This is a genomic window from Cystobacter fuscus, from assembly GCF_002305875.1.
Taxonomy (GTDB): Bacteria; Myxococcota; Myxococcia; order Myxococcales; family Myxococcaceae; genus Cystobacter; species Cystobacter fuscus_A.
Window position 1 is genome coordinate 785,143 of record NZ_CP022098.1, and the last position, 19,793, is coordinate 804,935.

Below are 19,793 nucleotides of genomic sequence, written 5' to 3' on the forward strand. Positions count from 1 at the left end.
GCCATTGCCCCCACCATGCCCCACTTCCGGGAAGCCAGCGAGCGAGCCCGACGCCTGTTCGTCTCCCAGGCGGCGCGGATTGTCAGGATCCGGGCGGCCGGGGTAGAGGTAGGGGTCTCATGGTGAAACGCTTTCGTGTCCTCATCCTCGTGGGCCTCGCCACCCTCGCCGCCGACCAGGTGACCAAGTACCTGGCCGTGGCCCATCTGACGGAGGCGCTCGACGGGCGCACGGGCCTGGCGGCCCGGCTGGAAGGCTTCGTGTCCGAGCGCAACCTGGACAACGACCCGCCCGTGGAGGGGGCGTTCCGCCGCTCGACCCGGCCCTACCGCTTCATCGAGGACTACTGGCACTTCCGCTACGTGGAGAACCCCGGGGCGGCGTGGGGGATGTTCGCCAACCTGCCCGAGGGGGTGCGCCGGCCCTTCTTCCATGGGGTGAGCCTCGTCGCGCTCGGCTTCATCCTCTACATGTACCTGAAGCTGACGCCGGATCAGGTCCGGTCGCGCTGGGCGCTGGCGCTCGTCACCGGCGGCGCGCTGGGCAACTTCGTGGATCGGCTCCTGCGCGGCTACGTCATCGACTTCATCGACTGGCACTGGCGCAACCAGCCGGGGATGCGCTGGCCCACCTTCAACGTGGCCGACGCGGCCATCTGCGTGGGGGTGGGACTGCTGCTGCTCGACTCCTTCCTGACGCGCCAGCCCGTGGAATCCGTGACGCCGGGGGGCCAGGTGGTGTAAGCCGCCTGCCGTGCCCCGTAAATACCTTCTCCTGCTGTCGGTGGCGCTCGGCGTCATCTTCCTCGATCAGTGGACGAAGTACCTCGTCGTGCGCGAGCTCACCACGCGCTTCGATGATCGGCCCACGCTGGGCGAGCGGCTGTCGGCGATGTATGGCGATCCGCCCCCGCCGGGCTATGACGGACTGCACTTCCGGTCCAAGCGGCACATCGAGATCGCCCCCTCGTTCTTCCGCCTGCGCTACGCGGAGAATCCTGGTGCCGCCTGGGGGATGTTCCGCGGCCTGCCGCCCCACATCCGGGGACCGCTCTTCCACGTGGTGAGCCTGGGCGCCGTGGTGTTCATCACCTGGTACTTCAGCAAGCTCAGTGGGAAGGATCCGAAGGAGCGCTGGGCGTTGTGGGGCCTGCCGCTGGTGCTCGGCGGCGCGCTGGGCAACTACATCGACCGGCTCGCCCGGGCCTTCGTCATCGATTTCCTCGAGGCCCATTGGTACGACAAGGCCGCGTGGCCCTCGTTCAACGTGGCCGACTCGGCCATCGTGGTGGGCGTGGGGCTGCTGCTGGTGGATGCCTTCGTGCGCAAGGAGACGCCCACGGAGGGCAAGTCCGCGGAACTCGGCTCCTGAGCCGCCGGGCGGCCCTTTTTCGTCCGGATCCCCCGACCGGCCAGGCTGTCGGGCCGCGCGCTTCCCGAGGCTCCCCCATCATGCTTCCCGTCCTCATCCACTTCACCTTCACCTCGCTCGCCTCGCAACTGCTGCTGTACGCGGTGGCGCTCGTCATGGTGGTGTCCATCGCCCGGAACGGCTGGCTCGGCGCCGAGGGTCCTTCGTCCGAGGGGCGGCTCACGCGCGCGCTTGGCTATGGCGCCGTCGCGGCGGGGTTGGCCTTCGTCGGTCTGCGCTACGCCCTGCCCGCGGACGCCATCCCCGGAGGCCAGGGCCAGGGCATCCCCGTGCACACCTATGGGTTGTTGCTGGCCGCCGGCTTCCTCACGGCGATGTCGGTGGCGTCGCGGCTGGCCCAGGACGAGTGGCGCTCGATGTCGTGGGTGCCGGACGCGGCCGGGGGCGGCCAGTGGGTGGACACCGAGGGGCCGCGCAAGCGCGAGGCGGTGCTGGACCTGGGCTTCCACGTGCTCGTGGGAGGCCTGGTGGGCAGCCGCCTCCTCTTCGTGCTCGTCAACTGGAAGGACTACGCGCGCGACTGGACGCAGGTGTTCTCGCTGGGCGGTGGGCTCGTGTTCTACGGCGGCCTCATCGGCGCGGCCCTGGCGGCGTGGCTCTTCGCGCGCCGCCACGGCATGGACTTCCTGCGTCTGGCGGACGTGGCCATTCCCACGGTGTCGCTCGGCCAGTGCCTGGGCCGGCTCGGGTGCTTCTCCGCCGGGTGCTGCTGGGGTGATGTCGCCGCGTCTGGCGCGCGCTTCATGGCCCGCTTTCCGGGCGCCGGGCTCGCCCAGGACTTGTTCGGCCGGCTCTCGGGCTCCGCCAGCCTCGCCTTCCAGTCCCAGGCCCAGGATGGGCGCTTCGTCCTGCCGGACTCCGGGCTCATCCTCCACTACCCCGTCCCGGGCGCGGTGCGCATCTCCGAGTGGGTGGCCCAGCACGGCACCACCCTGCCGGTCCATCCCACTCAAATCTACGAGTCCGTCGGGCAGCTCGTGCTCTTCTGCGTGCTCCTGTACGCGCGGCGCTACCGGCGCTTCCATGGGCAGATCTTCGCCCTGTGGCTCATGTGCTACGCGGTGCTGCGCACCACCGTGGAGCTGTTCCGCGGGGACACCGAGCGCGGCACCCTGCACGGCCTGCTCGAGTCGCTTGGCGCATCGCGTCTAGCCGACGCGGTGCCCCTGGAGGCCTGGTACAACATCTCCACCAGCCAGTTCATCTCGCTGTGTATGTTCACTTTTGGCGCTACTTTGTTGTACCGGCGGATCCGCCAGTCCGGTGAGCTGCCGGGCGTGGGACCGACTCCCAGCCCCGCGTGAGGCTGCGAGGTTGATCGGAGCGCGCGTCTTGGGGACACTCGTGGGTGCCCATGGCGTACGAGTCCGCGAAGTCATCCACGAAGAATCAGGCCACGAAGGTCGGTACCTCGGCCAAGTCCGCCGCCAAGCTGGCTGCCACCAGCGGCGACACGAAGTCCGGCATGCCCGCGATGTCGGGCAGCGAGGTGACGTTCCAGGAGTGTGAAGCCATCGAGGAGGAGATCGCGGCGCTCAAGGTGGCCTACGAGCATTACTTCATGGGCAACGAGCGCGTCCCTCCAACGCGGCAGTACGAGGACCTGAAGAAGCGCGTGATGCGGCTCAAGAGCAGCTTCGTGCGCAACACCTCGGCGAAGTTCCGCGTGCAGAGCATCCACGGCAAGTTCACCACCTACGAGCGGCTGTGGCAGCGCACGATTCAGGAGATCGAGAACGGCACCTACAAGCGGGACGTGGCCAAGGCCCGTCGCCGCAATGACAAGAAGTCGGGCTCCGACAGGCCGCGCACCCACGGCTCGCTGGAGTTGCCCGACGATGAGCTGGACTCGCTGGACGGGCCCGTGCGCGGCGTGCCGTCGGTGGCCCCGTTGGTGCCGTCGGTGGCACCCCTGGTGCCGTCGGTGGCGCCGGTGGCGCCCGCGGTCAAGCCCCTGGTGCCCTCCGTGGCGCCCGTCATTCCGGCCATCGCGCCCCTGGTGCCGTCGGTGGCGCCCGCGGTCAAGCCCCTGGTGCCCTCCGTGGCGCCCGTGGCGGCCCGTCCCGCGGCGCCTCCCCGTGTCGCTCCGCCCGCGGCGCGTCCCGCCGCCGCGTCCGGCTCGAACGACCTGTCCGACGCCCGGCTCAAGTCCGTGTACGACGCCTACGTGGCGGCCAAGCGCAACAACAAGGAGGACACCTCCAAGATGAGCTACGACTCCGTGGCCGCCTCGCTGCGCAAGCAGGTGCCGGAGTTGATGAAGCAGCACAAGGCGAGCTCGGTGGAGTTCAAGGTCGTCATCAAGGATGGCAAGGCCGTGCTCAAGGCCGTGCCCAAGTAGGCGCCCGCGCGGATGAACCAGGACCTCGAGTCGCTCAAGGCGCGGGTGAGCGGGCTGTCGGTGATGATCTTCGACATCGACGGCACGCTCACGGACGGACGCATCTTCTGGGTGCCCAACTCGGGCTGGACGCAGATGTACAGCGTGCGCGACGGCATGGGCATCAAGCGGCTGCAGGAGGCGGGCCTGGAGGTGGCGGCCATCTCCGGCGGGGACAGCCTCTCGGCGCAGATGCGGATGCAGTCGCTGGGCATCAAGCACGTGCACTTCGGCAGTCAGGACAAGGTGGCGCACTTCGAGACGCTGCTGGAGCTGCTCAAGGTGACGCCGGAGCGGTGTGGCTACATGGGGGACGAGCTGGTGGATCTGCCGCTGCTCCAGGCGGTGGGCTTCTCGGCGGCGCCCCCCGAGGCCCCGGACGAGGTGCGCTCCCGGGTGCACTATGTCGCGCAGCGGGCGGCGGGCTTCGGCGCGGCGCGTGAGGTGTGTGAGTTCATCCTCCGACACCGCCGTGTGCCCTGACTCTGTCGGGTGTTGAGCCTTCTCCCCTCCCAAAACGCCCACCCGTCGCACGAAGTGGTTCCCCCCAGGCGAGCGCATCCCTAGGTTGCGCGCCGCGCGAGGGCCCCCGTGGGCCCTGGCGGACGCGAACGGGCATTGGACCGGACAACCCGAGGTGGGAGATGGCTGGAGGGACACGACGCTGGAGGCTCGCGGGGGCGATGGTGGTGCTCTGGATGGCGAGCGGATGCGTGGTCGACTTCCCCCAGGACGAGGCCCAGGCGCGGCTCGCGCTGCTCGAGGAGGAGGATCGGCGCATGGACGCGGCGTTCGACGCCGTGGAGGTCCGGCTGCTGGGCAATCAGGCCCGCATGCACCTGTGGCAGGAGCTGGAGCAGCGGCACGGCCAGGTGTCCGCCATCCAGTGCCAGGTGTCGGAGGATCATCTGCGGGGCATGGCGAACCTGCTGAAGCGGCAGGAGGAGAAGGCGCGTGCTCAACGCGTGGCGTCAGCGGGCACGGTCCTCTCCTCGGCCTTCCAGGGAGCGATGAGCCGCTAGGCCCCTGGCGGGTGTCGAGTGCGTGACGGAGCGGCCGAATCCGGCTAGAACTCCGGCCCCGTGAGAACCCGGATCACAGCGCTCATCCTCGCCACCGTGACCGGGCTCGCGGGCTGTGGCCCCTCCGACTCCGAGGCGTGCAAGCCCGTGAGCGTGCTCGATGCTCAGGGCGGGGCCTACCGCTGTGTCGCCTCCGAGGACTGTCCGCGTTCGCCGACCATGACGTTGTGCGTGAGGGACATTCCGGGCCCCTTGGAATGCATCCGTTGTCTGGACACCTACTGTGTCCGCGTCCCGCCGGAGACCTGCTAGTGCGGCGTTCCCTTCTCCTCCTGGCCCTCGTGCTCGCCCCGGGTTGCTCCCGAGACGGCGCCACCGATCACCTGCAGCGCGCCCGCGACTCCGTCTACGAGAAGCGTCCCGACGAGGCGCTCGTGGAGTACCGCAAGGCGCTGGATGCGCTGCGGATGGATGACTCCCCCCAGGCCCCGGTGCTCCGGGCGCGCGCGCTCAAGGGCGCCGCGGACGTGTACTGGCTGGAGCTGCGCAAGGTGAAGGAGGCGGTGAGCGTCTACAAGGAGCTCATCACCCAGTGTCCCGAGTCTCCCGAGGCCCAGGAGTCCCGGGTGGTGCTCGCCGAGCTGCTGCGGGTGCACTTCCGCGACCCCCGCGGCGCCATTGATCAGCTCACCGCCGCGCTCGCGCGCAATCCGCCCCAGGGCGCCGAGCTGCACTACCAGGTGGCCAAGCTGTACTTCGAGCTGCAGGACTACAGCCAGTGCGTGCTCGAGTCGCGCAAGCTGGTCGAGCGCTTCGCCACCAGCGCCTTCGTGGACGACGCGCTCTTCCTCCAGGCCCAGGCGCTGCACATGCAGTCGGTCCAGGGCTCCCCGAGCACCGCCGAGGTGCAGCGCTTCCGGCAGGAGGCCTCGCTCGCCTACGCGGATCTGCTCACGCGCTTTGGCGACTCGGAGCTGGCCCCGCACGCCATGTTCGAGGCGGGCAAGCTCAAGGCCGAGGCGGGTGACAACGAGAAGGCCATCGAGATGTGGGTGCAGGCCCTCAAGAGCCACCCGGATCCGTCCATGGTGCAGGACGCCATCGCCCGGGCGCGCCGCCGCCTCGCCGCGACGACGCCGGAGAACATCGGCTCGCGCGTGTCGGCCTTCGCCAAGGTCCCCGCGCGGCCCGCGCGCACCTCGGTGGAGGCGGTGGGCGGCTCGGCCGAGGAGGCTGCGAGGGATCACGGCGACTGAGCTCGCCGGCGACGCCCTCCCGCTTCACCTTCGCGTCCACGCCGTCGAGGAACACGCGTGTGTCATCCGGCGCGAGCACACTTCCCTGGAAAGCGTTCCCACCCGTCCCCTGGGAGAGAGCCGGGGTGGGGGACTTCCCCCGGATACCCCCACCCCGGCCCTCGTTCAGCGTACCGGCCCGGCCTCCTGCTGAAATCGGTGGAGGTCCAGTGCTCTCGCTCGACCGCGGCGTCCTCGTGGACGCGGGGAGCGGGAGAGCTCGCCGGTGCTGCCCGTTCCAGTGCCGCGCGCTCAGGCGGAGCTCATTCCTGGTATCGTGGAATTTTTCCTTCTGCTTATAACAAAGACTCCGAGTGTAAGCAGAGATAATTTGTAAACGACCGCACGTTGAGAATCAAGCGATCCACCTGGAGTGAAGGGGGCCGGGAGGAGGGGGTCGCGTGGTATGGAGCGCTCATGAACCACTCGCAGAGCAAGGCCCTCTTCTCGCGTGCGCAGGAGCTCATTCCGGGAGGGGTGAACTCACCGGTGCGCGCCTTTCGTGGAGTTGGTGGCGAGCCCGTCTTCTTCAAGGAGGGGGCGGGCGCGTGGCTGACGGACGTGGATGGCAACCGGTACGTGGACCTGGTGGGAAGCTGGGGTCCGCTCATCCTCGGCCATGCGTGGCCGCCGGTGGTGGCGGCCATCACCGAGGCGGCGCGCCGGGGGACGACGTTCGGGGCGCCCACGGACGTGGAGGTGCAGTTCGCCGAACTCATCTGCGCCACGGTGCCGAGCGTGGAGAAGGTGCGGCTGGTGTCCAGCGGCACGGAGGCCACGGTGGCGGCCATCCGGCTGGCGCGGGGCTTCACGGGCCGCGACCACATCCTCAAGTTCGAGGGCTGCTTCCACGGCGCGGGCGATCCCTTCCTGGTGAAGGCGGGCAGCGGCGTGGAGACGCTGGGACTGCCGGACTCGCCGGGGGTGCCCGCGGCGGTGGCGGGGCTCACGCTGACGGTGCCCTTCAATGACCTGGGGGCGGTGGAGCGGCTGTTCGCCGAGCGCGCCAAGGACATCGCCTGCGCCATCATCGAGCCGGTGGTGGGCAACATGGGCGTGCTCATCCCCGAGGAGGGCTACCTCCAGGGGCTCCAGGCGCTGTGCCGGGCGCACGGGGTGCTCTTCGTGCTGGACGAGGTGATGACGGGCTTCCGGCTCGCGCGCGGCGGCGCCCAGGAGGTGTACGGGCTGCGGCCGGACCTGAGCACCTTCGGCAAGGTGGTGGGCGGAGGCATGCCGCTGGCGGCCTACGGCGGGCGGCGCGACGTCATGGCGAAGGTGGCGCCCGAGGGGCCGGTGTACCAGTCGGGCACGCTGTCGGGGAACCCCGTGGCGGTGGCCGCGGGCCTGGCGACGCTCCAGGCCCTGCGCTCGCCGGGCGTGTACGAGCGTCTGGACGCGATTGGCCGGGAGCTGGAGGCGGGTCTGCGCGCGGAGGCGGAGGAGGCGCGCGTGCCCGTCACCATCAACCGCGTGGGCAGCATGTTCACCGTCTTCTTCACCGAGGGGCCGGTGTTCGACTACGCGAGCGCGAAGAAGAGCGACACGGCGCGCTACGGCCGCTTCTTCCACCACATGCTGGAGGAGGGCGTGTACCTGCCGCCCAGCCAGTTCGAGTCGGCCTTCCTGTCCCTGTCCATCAACGAGCCCGAGGTGGCGCACCTCCTCCGGGCCGCTCGCCGGGCGTTCCGCGCGCTTGGACAAGGCTCCTGAGTCACAGGCCCAAGGGCCCGTCTCCTTCGGCCCCTATACCCTGGTGCGGCGCATCGGGTACGGGGGCATGGGGGAGGTGTTCCTCGCGCGCGAGGAGCGGCCGGGCCGTGCCTGCGTGGTGAAGAAGGTGTTGCCGGGGCTCGCCGGCAACGCGCAGTTCCTCGCCCGCTTCCGGGACGAGGCGCGCGTGGTGCGGCGGCTGAGCCACCCCAACATCGCCCGCGTGTGGGACATGGGCGAGGTGGCCGGTGAGCTCTACCTCGCCATGGAGTACGTGGCCGGCAAGACGCTCAACCGGCTCGCCTGGCGGCTGCGCAAACAGGGCCGGACGTTGCCCGTGGGGCTCGCCCTGCTCGTGGCCGAGCGCATGTGCCAGGGCCTCGCCCACGCGCACGACGTGACGGACGAGCACGGCCACCCGCTGCACCTGGTGCACCGCGACCTGTCTCCCGCCAACGTGTGCATCTCCTACGCGGGCGAGGTGAAGATCATCGACTTCGGCGCGGCGCAGTCCACGCTCAAGGAGGCCCAGACGGCGCCCAGCGTGGTGATGGGCAGCCTCGCGTACATGGCGCCGGAGCATGCGCGCAAGCAGCGCGTGGATCGGCGCGCGGACGTGTACGCGACGGGGGTGGTGCTCTGGGAGCTGCTCTCCTGGCAGCCCCTGGCCCAGCAGGGCGACGTTGTCGAGCGCTGGCGCCGCGCGGCCTACCCCGAGTGGGCTCCTCCCAGCCAGCACCGAGAGGGCCTGTCCCCGCGCGTGGACGCGGTGGTGATGAAGGCGCTGGCCACCGAGCCCGACGCGCGCTTCCAGGACGCCACCACCTTCGCCCGCGCGTTGCGCTCGGTGCGCGAGGAGGTGTCGCCCGGCCTGGGTGACTCGGACCTGGCGCGGCTCATGAGCGACGCCTTCGCGCGCGAGAAGCGGGTGGAGGATGGCGTGCTCGGAGAGCTGCTCCGGGGCCGCTCCGCCCTGCGCCGTCCCCTCACCGAGAAGGAACTGCCCGCCTTCGCGCCTCCCACCGCGCTCGCCTTCGAGCACCGCGCGCTCGATGCGCCCGCGGACTTCCTGCCCTCCTCGGCGGTGACCCTGGTGGATGAGCCCGGGCCGCGCCTGGCGCGCTCGCCCACCTCTCGCGAGGTGCGCGTGGCCTTCGACGTGGACCTCTCCACGCACGAGTCCGAGGTGGCGCGGCGCGACGAGGGCTCCGGGCTGGTCCGCGCCGTCGTGGAGGACGTCGAGGACGAGGTGCTTCCCGCCAGCCCGGCGGCTCCTTCCTGGAAGGGCTGGCGTGCGGGGGCCTTGTTCCTCGCCGCGCTCGTGGTGGGTTTCCTCCTGGTGTGGCTGCTGGCCTGAGACACCGCGTGCGTCTTGTTCCACTCGGGCGGGATGGGAAATGCCCACCCTCTCCCGGGGGGTTATCGGGGATTGAACAGTCATGTCCGGGCTGTCCGCCGCCCGGTTCGTGGTTGGCTCCTGGCGCTACCCCTTGTGGTACAGGCTGTCCGTCAGGAGGAGTTTGTTGACCAACCGCATCCACGAGATCCTCAAAAACCACTCATCCGAGCTGTTGACGGAATGGTTTTCCAATCTGTCGAACAGCGGCGTTCGGCGTGATGCACTGATGAAGGAAGGCGAACTGCGCGAGCAGTGCGCGGAGTTCCTCCGCCTGCTCACCCAGGCCAGCCAGCACGGCAACGTCGCCGACATCAATGCCTCGGTGTTCACGCCCGTGCGCGAGCTGCTCGAGCGGCTGTCGCGCTCGCGCAGCCTCCTGGGCTTCTCCCCGTCGGAGACGGCCACCTTCATCTTCAGCTTCAAGCAGCCCCTGTTCTCCTGGTTGCGCCGGGAGACCGCCAGCCAGCCGCAGCAGGTGGCCGAGGACATGTGGATTGCCACGCTGCTGCTCGACAAGCTCGGTCTGTTCACCACCGAGGTGCACCAGCGCACGCGTGAGGAGGTCATCATGCGCCAGCAGCAGGAGATGCTGGAGCTGTCCACGCCCGTGGTGCAGTTGTGGGATCGCATCGTGGCCCTGCCGCTCATCGGCACGCTGGACAGCGGGCGCACCCAGACGGTGATGGAGACGCTCCTGCAGCGCATCGTCGAGACGGGCGCGGAGATCGCCATCGTCGACATCACCGGCGTGCCCACCGTGGACACGCTCACCGCGCAGCACCTCATCAAGACCGTCACCGCCACGCGCCTCATGGGCGCGGAGTGCGTCATCAGCGGCATCCGTCCGCAGATCGCCCAGACCATCGTCCACCTGGGCGTGGACCTGTCCGGCGTGGTGACCAAGTCGAGCCTCGCGGGAGCCTTCCGCTGGGCGCTGCGGCGCATCAACCAGAACGTCCAGGCCCCCGGCGCCCAGGCCCCGGGCAAGGTCTAGCGGAGGCCCCGGCTCATGGAGCGTATTCCCATCCTCCGCATGGGGCAGGTGCTGATCGTCACCATCCAGATGGACATGCACGATCAGGTCGCCGTGAACCTCCAGGACGATCTGACGTCGAGGATCGTCGACACGGGCGCGCGCGGCGTGCTCATCGACATCTCCTCGCTCGAGGTGGTGGACTCCTTCATCGGACGCATCCTGGGCAACATCGCGACCATGTCACGGGTGCTGGATGCCCAGACGGTCGTGGTGGGCATGCAGCCCGCGGTGGCCATCACCCTGGTGGAACTGGGCATGTCCCTGCCCGGCATCCGCACCGCCCTCAACATCGAGAAGGGGATGGTGCTGTTGCGAGCTTCCATAGAGGAGGACGAGGCTCGAATCGAGGTCTCGGATGAATATCTTGAGGAGTGAGATCATGCCCATCCGCTCCTCCCAGGACCTGGTGCTGGTGCGCCAGGCGGTCCGTTCCTGGTCGGCTGAATTGAAGTTCAGCCTCGTGGAGCAGACGAAGATGGTGACGGCGGCCAGTGAGCTGGCCCGCAACACCCTGGATTACGGGGGGGGAGGCAATGTCACCCTGCAACTGGTCCAGGATGGAATCCGGCGCGGTCTGCGGTTGTCTTTTGAAGATCAAGGGCCAGGGATTCCCGATGTCGAACTGGCGCTGCGTGATGGCTACACGTCGGGAGGCGGCATGGGACTGGGTCTGGGTGGCTCCAAGCGGCTGGTGAACGACTTCGAGATCGTCAGCAAGGTGGGGGAGGGCACACGGGTCACGGTGACGCGATGGAAGTGAGCACCACGGTGCTTCCCGTCACGGAGAGCAGCCAGGCGGGCCATGCCCGGAGGACCGCCGCCGCGCTTGCCTCCAAGCTGGGCTTCAACGAGGAGGCCCAGGGCAAGGTGGCGCTCGTGGCGAGCGAGGCCGCCAAGAACCTCGTCGCCCATGCGCGCGAGGGCCAGATCCTCTTGCGTGCCCTGCATGCGGGCTCTCACGTGGGTGTGGAATTGCTCGCACTGGACAAGGGGCCCGGCATGGCGGACGTGGACCGCTGCATGCGCGATGGCTACACGACCGCCGGCACGGGGGGCTCGGGACTGGGCGCCATGCGGCGCATGTCCACCGTCTTCGACATCTATTCCCAGCCAGGCGTGGGCACGGCGCTGCTCGCCCAGTTGTGGCTGAGCAAGCCGCCGCGCGCCGAGGTGGAGGTGGGCGCGGTGTGTGTGCCCATCCAGGGCGAGGAGGTCTGCGGGGATGCCTGGAGCCTGGACCTCAAGGACGGCCGCTCCGTGTTCCTCGTCGCCGATGGTCTGGGCCATGGGCCCGAGGCGGCCCGTGCCTCGCGCGCGGCCGTGGTGTCCTTTCTCGAGCAAGGCACGCCGGACGTGACCGAGCTGCTCAAGGGCTCCCATGGGGAGCTGCGCAGCACCCGCGGCGCGGCGGTGGCCCTCGCTTCCCTGCGTCCTGGAGACGTGCGACTCGACTTCGCCGGGGTGGGCAACATCGCCGCCTCCGTGCTCTCCCCCCAGAGAAGCATGCAGCGCATGGTGTCCATGAATGGAACGGTGGGTCACCAGATGCACCGCGTTCAGTCGTTCGCCTATACGTGGAGCCCGGACTCGGTGCTGGTGATGTGCTCGGATGGTCTGCTCACCCAGTGGCGGGTGGACGGCTCCCCCGGGCTGATCAACCGCCACCCCTCCCTGGTGGCGGGCGTGCTCTACCGGGATTTCTCCCGGGGGCGGGATGACGTGACGGTGCTGGTGGCTCGAGAGGCCCCGCGGAGCGCCTCGTGAGCTTCTTCCTCTTTCAATCCGAGCTGCGCACCGGGCAGGACGTGGTGAACACCCGGCAGCGGGGCCGCCATATCGCCCAGGTGCTCGGGTTCGAGGGGCAGGATCAGGTGCGCATCGCCACGGCCATCTCCGAGGTGGCCCGGCTCGCGGCGTCCCAGGCCAACGGTCACATCGAGTTCATCCTGGAGGAGACGCAGTCGCCCTCCCTGCTCGTGCGCGTGCGGGCTCCGGCGTCGACCCCGGGGCTCGTGTCGGGGGTGCCCCCGGCGGCGCCCCGGCCCGGCCCCGCGCTCGCCCCCGCGCAGCGGTTGATGGATCGCGTGTCCCTGCGGGTGGAGGATGGCGGGCTGGTGCTGGAGCTGGCCCACCGCCTGCCGCGTGCCGCGCCTTCCTCGTACGTGTTGCAGTCGCTGCGCTCCGAGCTGGAGCGGCAGCGGCGCTCCAACGCCGTGGACGAGCTGTCGCGGCAGAACGAGGAGCTCTTGCGCACGCTGGAGGAGCTCCAGGCGCGCAAGGCCGAGGTGGATCGGCTCAACCGGGAGCTGGAGGAGACCAACCGCGGCGTCGTGGCGCTCTACGCCGAGCTGGAGGAGAAGGCCGAGGCGCTGCGCCGCGCGTCGGACATGAAGACGCGCTTCATCTCCAACGTCAGCCACGAGCTGCGCACGCCCATCAGCTCCGTCGTCAACCTGTCGCGGCTGCTGTTGGACCGGCTGGACGGGCCGCTCAACGAGGAGCAGGAGAAGCAGGTCACCTTCATCCGCAAGTCCGGCGAGGCCCTGCAGGAGCTCATCGACGACCTGTTGGATCTGGCGAAGATCGAGTCCGGCCGCTCCGAGGTGCTCCCCACGCGCTTCTCCGTGGGGGAGCTGTTCGGCTCGCTGCGCGGGATGCTGCGCCCCTTGAAGGTGAACGAGGGGGTGGCGCTCGTCTTCGACGAGCCCGTGGGACTGCCGGAGCTGCACACCGACGAGCGCAAGCTGTCGCAGATCCTCCGCAACCTCGTCTCCAATGCCCTCAAGTTCACCCAGCGGGGCGAGGTGCGGGTGTCGGCGATGGTCGATCCCCGCGGCGTGGTGGAGTTCGCGGTGAGCGACACCGGCGTGGGCATCGCGCCCGAGGACCAGGAGCGCATCTTCGAGGAGTTCGTGCAGGTGGAGGGGCCGCACCAGCAGGGCGTCAAGGGCACGGGGCTCGGGCTGCCCCTGTCGCGGCGGCTGGCGGAGCTGTTGGGAGGCTCGCTCTCCGTGGAGAGCCAGAAGGGCCGGGGCAGCACCTTCCGGGCCCGGGTGGCGCTCGACTACACCCAGCGGCAGAAGCCCCTGGTGGATGACGAGCCGGTGGAGCCCGAGGCACCGGGGGACGCGTCGCGTCCGCGCACCGTGCTGCTCGTGGACGATGACGAGGTGGTGCGCTACCTGCTCAAGCGCCTGCTGGCCGACACCTCGTTGCAGTTCCGCGAGGCCACCACGGGCCTGGAGGGCGTGCGCCTGGCCAACCAGCTCCACCCCTCCGCCATCGTGTTGGATCTGTCGCTGCCGGGCATGGACGGCTTCGAGGTCCTGGAGACGCTGCGGCGCGAGAGCACCACGCGTGACATCCCCGTCATCATCCACACCAGCCGTTCCCTGACCGAGCAGGAGCGTGGACGCCTGCTCCCCCATGTGTTGGGTATCCTCTCGAAGAGCGGACTCACCCGGGATGCGGCGTTCGACCTCCTGCAACGTGCCTTGTCTGGCCCGGAACGGCGGTCCTGACACCCCTTCGGAGAGCGCCTCGTGCCCCACCGCGAACCCATCCTCCTCAACATCAACGACAATGAAGCGAATCGGTACGCGGTGACGCGCATCCTGCGCGCGTCGGGCTTCCAGGTGGCCGAGGGCGGCACGGGCGCCGAGGCGCTCCTGCTCGCCGCCGAGCTGCGCCCGGCCCTCATCATCCTCGACGTGAAGCTGCCGGACATCAATGGCATCGAGGTATGTCGGCGGCTCAAGTCGGATCCCCACACGTCGAACATCGTCGTGATGCACCTGTCGGCCAACTACATCCGCACCGAGAACAAGGTGGAGGGGTTGGAGAGCGGCGCGGATGGCTACCTGACGCAGCCGGTGGACACCGCGGAGCTGCTGGCCACGGTGCGCTCGCTGTTGCGCCTGCGCCGGGCCGAGGAGGACGCGCGCCGCGCGGCCGTGCAGTGGACGTCGACCTTCGACTCGCTGGGTGATGGCGTGTGTCTGCTGGATGGACAGGGCCGGGTGATGCGCGCCAACCGCTCCTTCGTGTCGCTGTTCGGCGGGAGCCAGGAGGCGGTACTCGGCCAGTCCTTCGCGGCGCTGATGCGAGAGGCGGCGGGCGGCGAGGAGCTGCCCGCGAGCTGTGGCGAGGCGCTGGACTGTCGCGAGGAGGCCTCGGTGTGTCTGGGCTCGCGCTGGTACCGCGTGGCGGCCAACCCCGTGGACGGCGAGTCGGGACAGGTGACGGGCGCGGTGCGCATCCTCACGGACATCACTCCCCACCGGCAGCTCCAGGAGGAGCTGCAACGGCGCGCGGCGGAGCTGGCGGAGGCGGACCGGCGCAAGGACGAGTTCCTCGCGATGCTGGCGCACGAGCTGCGCAATCCCCTGGCCGCCATCGTCAACTCCCTGCACCTGGCCGAGGCCACCCAGCCCCAGGGCGCCGAGTCCCGGGCCATGCGCGTGCTGACGCGGCAGAGTCAGCACATGGCGCGCATGGTGGATGATCTGCTGGACGTGTCGCGCTTCAACCGTGGCCACATCGAGCTGCGGCGCGCGCTGGTGGATCTGCGCCAGGTGGTGCAGCACGGAGTGGAGGCGCGCCGTCAGTCGCTGCTGGACAAGGGGTTGCACCTGGAGCTGACGCTGCCGGCCGAGGCGCTGTGGCTGGAGGGCGACGCCACGCGGCTGGAGCAGGTGGTGTCCAACCTGCTGGACAACGCGAGGAAGTACACCCCGGTGGGCGGCCACGTCTTCGTCGGCCTGACGGTGGAGCAGCGGGGCCAGGAGCGCCAGGTGGTGCTGCGCGTGAAGGACACGGGCATCGGCATGAGCCTGGAGCTCCAGACCCGGGTGTTCGAGCTCTTCGTGCAGGGTGAGCAGCAGTTGGATCGCTCTCGCGGTGGCCTGGGCATCGGGTTGACGCTGGTGCGGCGCCTCGTGGAGCTGCATGGGGGCGTGGTCCGGGTGTACAGCGAGGGCGAGGGCAGGGGCAGCGAGCTGGTGGTGACCCTGCCGCTGGCGGCTCAGGCGGTGGTCTCCACGCCCGTCGAGACGCGGGTCTCTTCCCCCGAGACGGCTACGGCGCGGCGGGTGTTGCTGGTGGAGGACAACGAGGACACGCGCGAGGTGCTGCGCGAGCTGCTGGAGATGTGGGGCCACGAGGTGGCGGTGGCCGAGGATGGCTTTCGGGGCGTGGAGCGCTTCCCCATGCTGCGGCCGCACGTGGCCCTGGTGGACCTGGGCCTGCCAGGGATGGACGGGTTCCAGGTGGCGCGGAAGATCCGCGAGAGCGAGGGCGGCCAGGACGTCTACCTGGTGGCACTCACGGGCTACAGCGGCGAGCACCGTTCACGCGCGGTGGAGGCGGGCTTCGATCTGCACGTGGTGAAGCCGGTGAAACCGGACGAACTGGAGCGGCTGCTCAACCAGCTCCCGGCGCGCAAGTCCAGGGCCTAGGACACGCCGCGATTGGTCATGCCCCCCACGGCCCGACCTGCGCTATGTGGGGGAGCATGGCGATCGAGACGGAATCGGGAGTGACGCTCCCCTTTGAGCGCTTCTGGGATTGGATCCTGGACCACACCAACTGCCTCCTCAGTGTCGGCACGGAGGAGGCCTGGCTGTACGACACCGAGGCGCTCCACTGGGTGCTGTTCTCGGAGGACAACGGCACGCCCGTGGTGCAGCTCATCATGGGCAAGCGCCTGGTGGGCGAGATGGTGCTCGACACCACCGACCTGATGCACGTGCAGGTGCTGGCGGACCCGGAGAACGTGGACCGGGGCTACTTCCTCTTCAAGGTGCTCGGCGGGACCAAGTCCGCGCCGCGCGTGCGCTACACCTTCCAGCTCACCCACGGGCTGGAGAACATGCCCACCCAGCACGTGGCCGGGCTCAAGCACTGAAGCGCTCGAGGGGCCCCGGGCGATGGGCCCGGAGCCCCCGGGCCGCTCACTTCTTCGCGGGCTTGTTGATGTGGGCGAAGAAGTCGTTGCCCTTGTCGTCCACGACGATGAAGGCGGGGAAGTCCACCACCTCGATCTTCCAGACGGCCTCCATGCCCAGCTCGGGGTACTCGAGCACCTCCACCTTGGTGATGCAGTCCTTGGCCAGCCGCGCCGCGGGGCCGCCGATGGAGCCCAGGTAGAAGCCGCCGTGCTTCTTGCAGGCCTCGGTGACGGCGGGCGAGCGGTTGCCCTTGGCGAGCATCACGTAGCTGCCTCCCTCCGCCTGGAACTGGTCCACGTAGGCGTCCATGCGGCCCGCCGTCGTGGGGCCGAACGAGCCCGAGGCGTACCCCTCCGGCGTCTTCGCCGGGCCCGCGTAGTACACCATGTAGTCCTTGAGGTACTGGGGCATGCCCTCGCCCTTGTCCAGCCGCTCCTTGAGCCTGGCGTGAGCGATGTCGCGCGCCACCACCATGGGGCCCGAGAGCGACAGGCGCGTCTTGATGGGGTAGCGCGACAGCTCGGCGCGGATGTCCGCCATGGGGCGGCGCAGGTCGATCTTCACCACCTCGCCGGACAGGTCCGAGTCCGCCGTCTCCGGCAGGTACTTCGCGGGGTCCGTCTCGAGCTGCTCGAGGAAGATGCCCTCGCGGGTGATCTTCCCGAGCGCCTGCCGGTCCGCCGAGCACGACACGGCGATGGCCACCGGGCACGAGGCACCGTGGCGGGGCAGGCGGATGACGCGCACGTCATGGCAGAAGTACTTGCCGCCGAACTGGGCGCCGATGCCGGTGCGCTGGGTGAGCTTGAGCACCTCCTGCTCCAGCGCCACGTCGCGGAAGCCCCGGCCGAGCGCGTTGCCCTCGGTGGGCAGCGTGTCCAGGTAGCGCGCCGAGGCGTACTTGGCCGTCTTGAGCGCGAACTCGGCCGAGGTGCCGCCCACCACGATGGCCAGGTGGTAGGGCGGGCACGCCGCGGTGCCCAGCGAGCGGATCTTCGCGTCGAGGAAGGACAGGAGGCTCTGCGGGTTGAGCAGTGCCTTGGTCTCCTGGAAGAGGTAGCTCTTGTTGGCCGAGCCGCCGCCCTTGGCCATGAAGAGGAACTTGTAGGCGTCGCCGTCGGTCGCGTACAGCTCGATCTGCGCCGGGAGGTTGTTGCCGGTGTTGACCTCCTTGTACATGTCGAGCGCGGCCATCTGCGAGTAGCGCAGGTTGGCGGTGCGGTACGTGTCGAACACGCCCCGGGCGATGGCCGCCTCGTCGCCGCCCTCGGTGAGCACGTACTGGCCCTTCTTGCCCATCACGATGGCGGTGCCGGTGTCCTGGCAGGAGGGCAGCACGCCGCCCGCGGCGATGTTGGCGTTCTTGAGCAGCTCCACCGCCACGAAGCGATCATTGGGCGAGGCCTCGGGATCCTTGAGGATGTGGGCGAGCTGTTGGAGGTGTCCGGGCCGCAAGAGGTGCGAGATGTCGCGCATGGCCTCGCGGGTGAGGAGCGTGAGGGCCTCGGGGGCCACCTGGACGAAGCTCTTGCCGCCAGCCTCGAAGGTGGAGACGCCGTCCTTCGTGAGCAGCCGGTAGGGCGTCTCGTCCTTGCCGAGCGGAAGCATGTCCTGGAACTGGAAGTCGTTCATCGTGGGCCTTCTCCAAGAAGGGGGGGCGGGGCCACGGGGGCCCGGGTTGCCATGCCCTGATTGTCCACCGGGTGCCACCCGCCCGGGGGATGGGCGCGGACGCGCCGAGAACCTGCCCTCATGCGAGTCACGAGCGATTGTAGAGGCAAGCCGGGCTCCTGGCTCGCCCGAGTGCTGGGGAAGCACGCCTCTCCATCCCACCGGGACGCGAAGCTCCCTGGTAGCATCCGCCGCCATGATCCGGTCCTTCTCGAAGTTCCTTCCCCCCCTGGCCGTCGCGGCGGGGCTGGCGGCGCCCGCGGCCCTCGCCTGCACCAGCCTGCTGGTGAGCAAGGGGGCCTCGGCCGACGGCTCCACCCTCATCACCTACGCGGCGGACTCGCACGAGCTGTATGGGGAGCTGTATTACACCCCGGCGCGCCGCAACGCGCCCGGCTCCCAGCGCGACATCTTCGAGTGGGACACGGGCAAGTTCCTGGGCCGCATCAAGGAAGTCCCCGTCACCTGGTCGGTGGTGGGCAACATGAACGAGCACCAGGTCTCCATCGGTGAGTCCACCTTCACCGGGCGTAAGGAGCTGGAAGGGCCCTCGGGCATCATCGACTACGGCTCGCTCATCTACACGGCGCTGGAGCGCGCGAAGACGGCCCGGGAAGCCATCCAGGTGATGACGGACCTGGTGGCCGAGTACGGCTACGCCTCCACGGGCGAGTCCTTCTCCATCGCGGATCCCAAGGAGGCGTGGATCCTCGAGATGATTGGCAAGGGCGCGGGGCAGAAGGGGGCGGTGTGGGTGGCCCGGCGGCTGCCCGAGGGGACGATTTCCGCGCACGCCAACCAGGCGCGCATCCGCCAGTTCCCGCTCAACGATTCCGCCAACGCCCTGTACTCCAAGGACGTCATCTCCTTCGCGCGCGAGAAGGGCTGGTTCAGCGGGGCGGACAAGGACTTCAGCTTCGCGGACACCTACCACCCGCTGGACTTCGGCGGCATCCGCTTCGCCGAGGGGCGCGTGTGGAGCATCTTCCGCCGCGCGGCGCCGTCGCTCGGGCTGGGGGTGGAGTACGCGGATGGCTCGAAGCCGGACCTGCGGCTGCCCCTGTGGGTGAAGCCGGACGGCAAGCTGTCGGTGCAGGACGTGATGGGGCTGATGCGCGACCACTTCGAGGGCACGCCGCTGGACATGTCCAAGGACGTGGGCGCGGGGCCCTACGCGGTGCCCTACCGCTGGCGGCCGATGACGTGGAAGGTGGATGGCAAGGAGTATGTCCACGAGCGGGCCATCTCCACGCAGCAGACGGGCTTCTCGTTCGTGGCGCAGATGCGCTCGTGGATGCCGGCGCCGGTGGGCGGGGTGCTGTGGTTCGGCGTGGATGACACCGCCACCACCGTCTACACGCCGGTGTACGCGGGCGTGCGCCGCGCGCCGGCCAACTTCGCCCAGGGTGTGGCCAGCCGGGGCGAGTTCTCCTGGGACTCCTCCTTCTGGGTGTTCAACTGGGTGTCCAACCAGGCCTACGGGCGCTGGAGCGACATGAGCGTCGACGTGCGCAAGGTGCAGGGGGAGCTGGAGGGCCAGTTCCTCGCGGACCAGGGTGACATCGAGAAGGCGGCGCTGGAGCTGTACAAGAGCTCGCCCGAGCAGGCGCGTGCCTACCTCACCGACTACTCGTCCCAGCAGGGGGGCAAGGTGCACACCCGCTGGCGCAAGCTGGGCGAGCAGCTCCTGGTGAAGTACATCGACGGCAACGTGCGCGACGAATCGGGCAAGGTGAACCATCCCAAGTACCCGGACTCGTGGTACCGGACCATCGTGAAGGACGCGGGCCCCCGGCTGGCGGTTCCCGAGACCCCCGCGGCGCCGGACGTCAAGCCCCCGGCTCCCGCGCCCCAGTCGAAGCCCACGGTCGCTCCCGCCCCCTGAGGGCCATCATCTC

19 protein-coding genes are annotated in these 19,793 nt (G+C 69.4%); 18 read left to right on the forward strand and 1 reads right to left on the reverse strand.

The genetic code is table 11. The features are described 5' to 3' along the window. The first annotated feature begins 119 nt into the window (after positions 1-119). The 17 genes from lspA (CYFUS_RS03335) (at position 120) to CYFUS_RS03415 (ending at position 16,181) form a co-directional block, all read left to right on the forward strand. Positions 120-743, forward strand: coding sequence for a signal peptidase II (gene lspA, locus CYFUS_RS03335; RefSeq protein WP_095983909.1), 624 nt, complete (start codon positions 120-122; stop codon positions 741-743). Between the two features lie 10 nt (positions 744-753). Continuing rightward, a complete protein-coding gene (gene lspA, locus CYFUS_RS03340; RefSeq protein ID WP_095983910.1) occupies positions 754-1,371 on the forward strand; it encodes a signal peptidase II in 618 nt (205 codons plus the stop codon). Positions 1,372-1,451: 80 nt separating this feature from the next. Then, positions 1,452-2,735, forward strand: coding sequence for a prolipoprotein diacylglyceryl transferase (locus CYFUS_RS03345; RefSeq protein WP_095983911.1), 1,284 nt, complete (start codon positions 1,452-1,454; stop codon positions 2,733-2,735). 50 nt (positions 2,736-2,785) lie between these two features. Further along, positions 2,786-3,772, forward strand: coding sequence for an MXAN_5187 C-terminal domain-containing protein (locus tag CYFUS_RS03350; RefSeq protein ID WP_232537337.1), 987 nt, complete (start codon positions 2,786-2,788; stop codon positions 3,770-3,772). Positions 3,773-3,784: 12 nt separating this feature from the next. Then, positions 3,785-4,294, forward strand: a complete 510-nt coding sequence (locus tag CYFUS_RS03355; RefSeq protein WP_095983912.1) for a KdsC family phosphatase — start codon at positions 3,785-3,787, stop codon at positions 4,292-4,294. A gap of 200 nt (positions 4,295-4,494) precedes the next feature. Further along, positions 4,495-4,833, forward strand: coding sequence for a hypothetical protein (locus tag CYFUS_RS03360; RefSeq protein ID WP_095983913.1), 339 nt, complete (start codon positions 4,495-4,497; stop codon positions 4,831-4,833). A 60-nt stretch (positions 4,834-4,893) separates the two neighbouring features. Further along, positions 4,894-5,145: a hypothetical protein gene (locus CYFUS_RS03365; RefSeq protein WP_232537338.1), complete on the forward strand. Its 252-nt coding sequence runs from the start codon at positions 4,894-4,896 to the stop codon at positions 5,143-5,145. Further along, the gene (locus tag CYFUS_RS03370) at positions 5,145-6,089 is read left to right on the forward strand and encodes a tetratricopeptide repeat protein (protein WP_095983914.1); all 945 of its coding nucleotides are present in this window, start codon (positions 5,145-5,147) and stop codon (positions 6,087-6,089) included. The genes CYFUS_RS03365 and CYFUS_RS03370 overlap by 1 nt, the downstream gene beginning before the upstream one ends. A gap of 456 nt (positions 6,090-6,545) precedes the next feature. After that, positions 6,546-7,841, forward strand: a complete 1,296-nt coding sequence (gene hemL / locus CYFUS_RS03375) for a glutamate-1-semialdehyde 2,1-aminomutase (protein ID WP_095983915.1) — start codon at positions 6,546-6,548, stop codon at positions 7,839-7,841. Then, on the forward strand, positions 7,825-9,198 hold the full coding sequence (locus tag CYFUS_RS03380) for a serine/threonine-protein kinase (protein ID WP_232537339.1): 1,374 nt from the start codon (positions 7,825-7,827) through the stop codon (positions 9,196-9,198). The genes hemL and CYFUS_RS03380 overlap by 17 nt, the downstream gene beginning before the upstream one ends. 109 nt (positions 9,199-9,307) lie before the next feature. Further along, the gene (locus CYFUS_RS03385; RefSeq protein WP_232537762.1) at positions 9,308-10,234 is read left to right on the forward strand and encodes an STAS domain-containing protein; all 927 of its coding nucleotides are present in this window, start codon (positions 9,308-9,310) and stop codon (positions 10,232-10,234) included. A 15-nt stretch (positions 10,235-10,249) separates the two neighbouring features. Next, positions 10,250-10,651 (forward strand): STAS domain-containing protein, encoded by a 402-nt coding sequence (locus tag CYFUS_RS03390; protein WP_095983918.1) that lies wholly within the window; start codon positions 10,250-10,252, stop codon positions 10,649-10,651. A gap of 4 nt (positions 10,652-10,655) precedes the next feature. Further along, on the forward strand, positions 10,656-11,036 hold the full coding sequence (locus CYFUS_RS03395; protein WP_198316444.1) for an anti-sigma regulatory factor: 381 nt from the start codon (positions 10,656-10,658) through the stop codon (positions 11,034-11,036). Further along, positions 11,027-12,040, forward strand: a complete 1,014-nt coding sequence (locus tag CYFUS_RS03400; protein ID WP_095983920.1) for an ATP-binding SpoIIE family protein phosphatase — start codon at positions 11,027-11,029, stop codon at positions 12,038-12,040. The genes CYFUS_RS03395 and CYFUS_RS03400 overlap by 10 nt, the downstream gene beginning before the upstream one ends. Then, positions 12,037-13,797: an ATP-binding protein gene (locus CYFUS_RS03405; protein ID WP_095983921.1), complete on the forward strand. Its 1,761-nt coding sequence runs from the start codon at positions 12,037-12,039 to the stop codon at positions 13,795-13,797. The genes CYFUS_RS03400 and CYFUS_RS03405 overlap by 4 nt, the downstream gene beginning before the upstream one ends. Before the next feature lie 21 nt (positions 13,798-13,818). Further along, positions 13,819-15,732, forward strand: coding sequence for a response regulator (locus CYFUS_RS53780; RefSeq protein WP_095983922.1), 1,914 nt, complete (start codon positions 13,819-13,821; stop codon positions 15,730-15,732). Between the two features lie 56 nt (positions 15,733-15,788). Continuing rightward, entirely contained in the window at positions 15,789-16,181 is a 393-nt protein-coding gene (locus tag CYFUS_RS03415; RefSeq protein ID WP_157758215.1) for a hypothetical protein, read from the forward strand. 46 nt (positions 16,182-16,227) lie between these two features. On the opposite strand, the gene CYFUS_RS03420 is transcribed toward CYFUS_RS03415, so the two are convergent. Continuing rightward, positions 16,228-17,856, reverse strand: coding sequence for a fumarate hydratase (locus CYFUS_RS03420; protein WP_095983924.1), 1,629 nt, complete (start codon positions 17,854-17,856; stop codon positions 16,228-16,230). Positions 17,857-18,091: 235 nt separating this feature from the next. On the opposite strand from CYFUS_RS03420, the gene CYFUS_RS03425 reads away from it, so the two are divergent. Beyond that, positions 18,092-19,780, forward strand: a complete 1,689-nt coding sequence (locus CYFUS_RS03425) for a dipeptidase (RefSeq protein WP_095983925.1) — start codon at positions 18,092-18,094, stop codon at positions 19,778-19,780. Positions 19,781-19,793: the final 13 nt, after the last annotated feature.